This is a genomic window from Atribacter sp., assembly GCF_035418125.1.
GTDB lineage: Bacteria > Atribacterota > Atribacteria > Atribacterales > Atribacteraceae > Atribacter > Atribacter allofermentans.
Genome location: NZ_DAOLQM010000182.1, coordinates 1 through 4,475 on the forward strand (window position 1 = coordinate 1; position 4,475 = coordinate 4,475).

At 38.2% G+C, this 4,475-nt stretch carries 6 protein-coding genes; all 6 read left to right on the forward strand.

Annotated features, from left to right (window positions below):
* The first annotated feature begins 335 nt into the window (after positions 1 to 335).
* A complete protein-coding gene (locus PLK24_RS08710; protein WP_324478240.1) occupies positions 336 to 803 on the forward strand; it encodes a hypothetical protein in 468 nt (155 codons plus the stop codon).
* Positions 804 to 887: 84 nt separating this feature from the next.
* On the forward strand, positions 888 to 1,079 hold the full coding sequence (locus tag PLK24_RS08715) for a hypothetical protein (protein WP_324478242.1): 192 nt from the start codon (positions 888 to 890) through the stop codon (positions 1,077 to 1,079).
* Between the two features lie 154 nt (positions 1,080 to 1,233).
* Positions 1,234 to 1,995: a basic amino acid ABC transporter substrate-binding protein gene (locus PLK24_RS08720; protein ID WP_324478244.1), complete on the forward strand. Its 762-nt coding sequence runs from the start codon at positions 1,234 to 1,236 to the stop codon at positions 1,993 to 1,995.
* 181 nt (positions 1,996 to 2,176) lie between these two features.
* Complete coding sequence (locus PLK24_RS08725; RefSeq protein WP_324478246.1) at positions 2,177 to 2,836, forward strand: ABC transporter permease subunit; 660 nt, start codon at positions 2,177 to 2,179, stop codon at positions 2,834 to 2,836.
* A complete protein-coding gene (locus tag PLK24_RS08730; protein WP_324478248.1) occupies positions 2,833 to 3,606 on the forward strand; it encodes an amino acid ABC transporter ATP-binding protein in 774 nt (257 codons plus the stop codon). The genes PLK24_RS08725 and PLK24_RS08730 overlap by 4 nt, the downstream gene beginning before the upstream one ends.
* Entirely contained in the window at positions 3,599 to 4,279 is a 681-nt protein-coding gene (locus tag PLK24_RS08735; protein ID WP_324478250.1) for an amino acid ABC transporter permease, read from the forward strand. The genes PLK24_RS08730 and PLK24_RS08735 overlap by 8 nt, the downstream gene beginning before the upstream one ends.
* The last annotated feature ends 196 nt before the right edge of the window (positions 4,280 to 4,475 follow it).

The following is a 4,475-nucleotide window of genomic DNA, read 5'->3' on the forward strand; positions in this document are numbered from 1 at the left end:
CTGAGGAGTCCGGTGTCTTCTACCGGACGACGTGAGAATCTCATCCTTTAAAGTACTTATGAAGAAAAAACTTAAAAAGATGTGATTCTCACGCCATTAGATACCGAGGGGGAGAGGGGGAAAAAATTTGAGGATGGGACCCTCACGGCTTCAAAAAACGAAGCCTCAGGATGACGGATTAAAGGCACACCCCACTAACCCCCCTCAATGGGGGAATTCATTTGATGGTATTTTCAGGATAGAAACCAAAACCATAACACGATTAATAAATAGACCAAAAATTTAAAAAACCCATTAAAAAGTTATGAAGAGGAGGGGTTGGGAGATGGGGAATTATGCCAGGAAACAATCATCAAAATAATAAGATTTCAGAGGATTCCAACGGAAAGAATCCAAGCCAGAGAGGGGAGAAATCTAAAAAATTGGAATACGTTGGAGCAATAGCTGGGAACTTAGTTTTACTCTATATCATCAATCATTTAATGAAATGGCACATTCCTTTCATAACGGAAGATTTTAATAAAGTTCTCCCTTATATGAATTGGTCAATTTATGCTTCGATTGTCGCTAATATTCTTTATATTTTTTTTAATCAGAAGGTTGTTCGCTTGGGAACCATGCCGGTAATAAATATTCTCAGTTTCCTATCAATATACATGTTATTTAAAGTTTTTCCTTTTGATTTTAAATCAGTTGGATTAGGAATATTGAATCAAATTGGTAAAATATTGTTAGGATTGGTAGTGGTGGGGGTCATTATAGGTATTATAGTGGATTGGTATAAATTGATCCGGGATTATTAAATTGTTTTAATTGGTCTTTTTACTAAGATATTATTTTGAGATTTTATAGGAGGTACGGATATTGAAGAAATTCTTTTGATGTTTATGGGTGCTCTAATCTATGTCGGAATATTTTTAATTATCACCCTTCCTTTTAGGATATATAGTGCTTTTCGAAAGGGGTATAAAGAGACTGCCATTCGAAGAATTTTTTTATGGGGTTTAATCGTTTTAACTTTGATTCTCCTCGAGAAGTTTAAGCTGGTCAATGTTGAAGAATATCTTTTTTTCTGGTAAATCAAGTAGGCAAGGATCAAAAGTGGGATTAAATTCTTGTTGCTAAACCGCTAGATATTTTTATTGAAAAGTTGACAGGAAATGAAGCGGTCTCTATTATGAATTGTACCAAAAAAGTTAATACAAACAAATTTTGAACTACAGGAGGAAAGAAATGAAAGGAAAAATATTTTTTTTCGTTGTAACTGCTCTATTAATTTCATTGGCATTGGGGAGCACGGTGTTAGCAAATGAAGAAAAAACTTATATCGTTGGGATTGATGGCGATTATTACCCCTTTTCATTTATTGACAAAGATGGAAGTCCAGCTGGGTTTGATGTTGAGTCCATCCAATGGATAGCTAATGAAATGGGTTTTAAAGTACAAGTAGTTCCTATGGCATGGGATGGAATTATTCCTAGTCTATTGGCTAAAAAGATTGATCTCATTTACTCTGGAATGACAATTACTGAGGAAAGAAAACAGCAGGTTGATTTTTCTGATGTTTATTGGGTAGTTAATCAAGCGATAGCCGCTCGTGAAGGTGAAAATTTGGATATTGATAGTTTTAAAGCAGGAAAATATACTGTTGGAACCCAAAGAAGTTGTACCGCAGCCATGTGGATCGAGGATAATTTAGTAAAAACCGGAATTCTTCCCAAGGATAACCTCAAACTTTATGATAATTTCCCCTTGGCGGTAAATGATTTGATTAATGGTCGAGTTCAGGTGGCTATGATGGATGAACCGGTTGTATCCAAAGCGATTGCTGGAAAACCACTGGTAAAAATTGGAGTGATAAGTACGGGAGAAGAGTACGGAATCGCTGTCCGTAAAGAAGACACCGATTTAAAAGAAAAACTGAATGAAGGTTTAAAAAAGTTGATGGCTTCTCCTTTTTGGGAAGAACTTATGGTCAAATATGAGATGAAGTAATAAAAAGTTGGGAATATAAAAGTTTGGTAGGGAGCAGGGATGAAGATTCTTGCTCCCTATTTTTTTTCCAATGGTAAAAAACTTAGATTACCATTCACTCTATCTCATTTATAAAGTATAATCACTTTCAGTTATTCACGATATCGAGAAATTTTTAGTTGAGGTGGAACCATTGCAGGCGGTGATTGAGTCGTTTCCCTATATCATTTCTGGTATGGGTGTGACCCTTGGATTGGTTGGATTGGCATTGGCATTGGGTTTGATGGTAGGCATCCCAATGGCAGTTGGGCAGGTTTATGGAGGAAAGTGGACCGGGAAACTCATTGCTTTTTACGTCTGGATTTTTCGGGGACTTCCCAACTTGGTTTTATTATTTCTCTTTTATTTTGGAATATTTCCTCTTATGGGTTTGAATGTTTCAGCTTTTTTTATTGGTGCACTGGCTTTGGGCTTAAGAAGTGCTGCTTATCAAACTGAAATATTTCGAGGAGCCATTTTGTCTCTCGGCGAAGGACAAATGTTAGCGGCCCGGTCGCTGGGCATGAGTGAAAACCAAGCCATATTTAATATAATACTTCCCCAGGCACTCCGAATAGCTTTGCCAGGATGGTCAAATGAATACCCAATTTTACTCACTGATTCATCAGTTTGTTACGCGATAGGTGTCATGGAAATTATGACCCGGGGAAATCAAATGGTTACTCGAACCTATCAACCTATGCCAATTTATTTTGCTTGTGCTTTAATATTTATTTTAATGAATTATGGTGGATTAAGTCTTTTTCATGCACTAGAAAAACGGGTACATGTCCCCGGTTTTGGAAGTAGTGATCAATCATGACCGATTCAAAATATGTCCTTATCGTTGAAGATATCCATAAATCTTTTGGAGAAACTGAAGTATTGCGTGGCGTCTCGTTCCAAGTTGCCAGAGGAGAGACCCTGGTTTTTATTGGACCCTCGGGAACAGGAAAAAGCACTCTGTTGCGATGTGTTAATCAATTGACCGTTCCTGACCGTGGGAAAGTATGGCTCAATGGTGAAGAAGTAGTCCATTCCCATGGGAAAATAAACCTTTATCGCCAAAAAATGGGGATGGTTTTTCAAAATTTTTACTTATTTGACCACCTTACTGCTTTGGGGAATGTTGAAATATCCTTGCTGAAAGTTAAAAAAATGAACAAAAAAGAAGCCAAAGAAAAAGCCATGCATGAGTTGGAACGGGTTGGCATGGTACAAAAAGCTAATTTTTATCCAGCCGAGCTATCTGGAGGACAGGCTCAAAGGGTTTCTATAGCTCGCGCCTTGGCAATGGATCCGGAAGTAATGCTATTTGATGAACCAACCTCGGCTTTAGATCCGGAGTTAACCGGAGAAGTCCTGGATGTGATGAAAAATCTGGCTCGTGCTGGAATGACCATGCTAGTTGTCACTCATGAAATGGGGTTTGCTTCATCGGTAGCCAATCAGATTCTGTTTTTGGAAGATGGAGTTATTCTGGAAAGAGGAACACCGGAAAAAATTTTTTATCGGCCTGAGTTTGAGCGGACTCAAAAATTTCTTAGTAAAATGACCGAACTTTATGGTGACCTGGGTCAAAAAAATGGATAGTTTTGTATTTATTCAGGAACGGCTCCTTCCGTCGCTGTTAGAAGGAACATCGGTAACCATCAAGCTTATTCTACTTTCGATACCTTTTGGCTTGTTGACCGGAATAATCGTTGCCGTAGGGCGTGTATATGGAAATAAGCCGATATCGATGATTTGCCGACTTTACGTTTTGTTTTTTAAAGGTTGTCCCTTATTACTACTGTTGTTTATGATCTATTTTGGTTTGCCACCAATAGGAATATCGCTCTCGCCAATGGTAGCATCGGTCTTGGGTTTTGTGCTGTGCAACGGGGCATATTCCTCGGAATATATCCGAGGTGCAATTCAATCAGTAAAAATTGGCCAAATCACAGCTGCTGAAGCCTTAGGAATGACTCGTTTTCAGGGCGTTTTGTATATTATTCTTCCCCAAGCTTTTCGTCGAGCGCTTCCTGGGGTGGGAAACGAGATTATCTATTTGATTAAATATTCTTCTTTAGCTTATATGATTACCTGCATCGAGCTGACCGGAGCTGGAAAAATTGTTGCTGCTCGTTTTTTCCGTTTTACCGAAACATTTATGGTTATTGGGATCATTTATTTAATATTGGTAACTATTGCAACGAAATTGCTCAATTACGCTGAAAGAAAACTCTATTACCCTGGCATGGGTCCTACCAGTTTTAAGGGTTAAAACAAAGGTTTTTTTCTTGGATAAAATTGGCAGTAATATCTATTTAAAACGTCGTTGTTAGAAGCATGGCGACGTGACAATCCCATCCTTTATCCTTTTCTTTAAAATTTTTTCTTAGAATAATCAGGAAAAACTGAAAGGCACCCTCCCCGCCGCAAAACGGCACCCCTCCAAGGAGGGGAATTGTTGAATTCAT

Coding starts and splice junctions, on each gene's coding strand:
- PLK24_RS08710 (WP_324478240.1), top strand. CDS start 336: ATGCCAGGAAACAATCATCAAAATAATAAGATTTCAGAGGATTCCAAC.
- PLK24_RS08715 (WP_324478242.1), top strand. CDS start 888: ATGGGTGCTCTAATCTATGTCGGAATATTTTTAATTATCACCCTTCCT.
- PLK24_RS08720 (WP_324478244.1), top strand. CDS start 1,234: ATGAAAGGAAAAATATTTTTTTTCGTTGTAACTGCTCTATTAATTTCA.
- PLK24_RS08730 (WP_324478248.1), top strand. CDS start 2,833: ATGACCGATTCAAAATATGTCCTTATCGTTGAAGATATCCATAAATCT.
- PLK24_RS08735 (WP_324478250.1), top strand. CDS start 3,599: ATGGATAGTTTTGTATTTATTCAGGAACGGCTCCTTCCGTCGCTGTTA.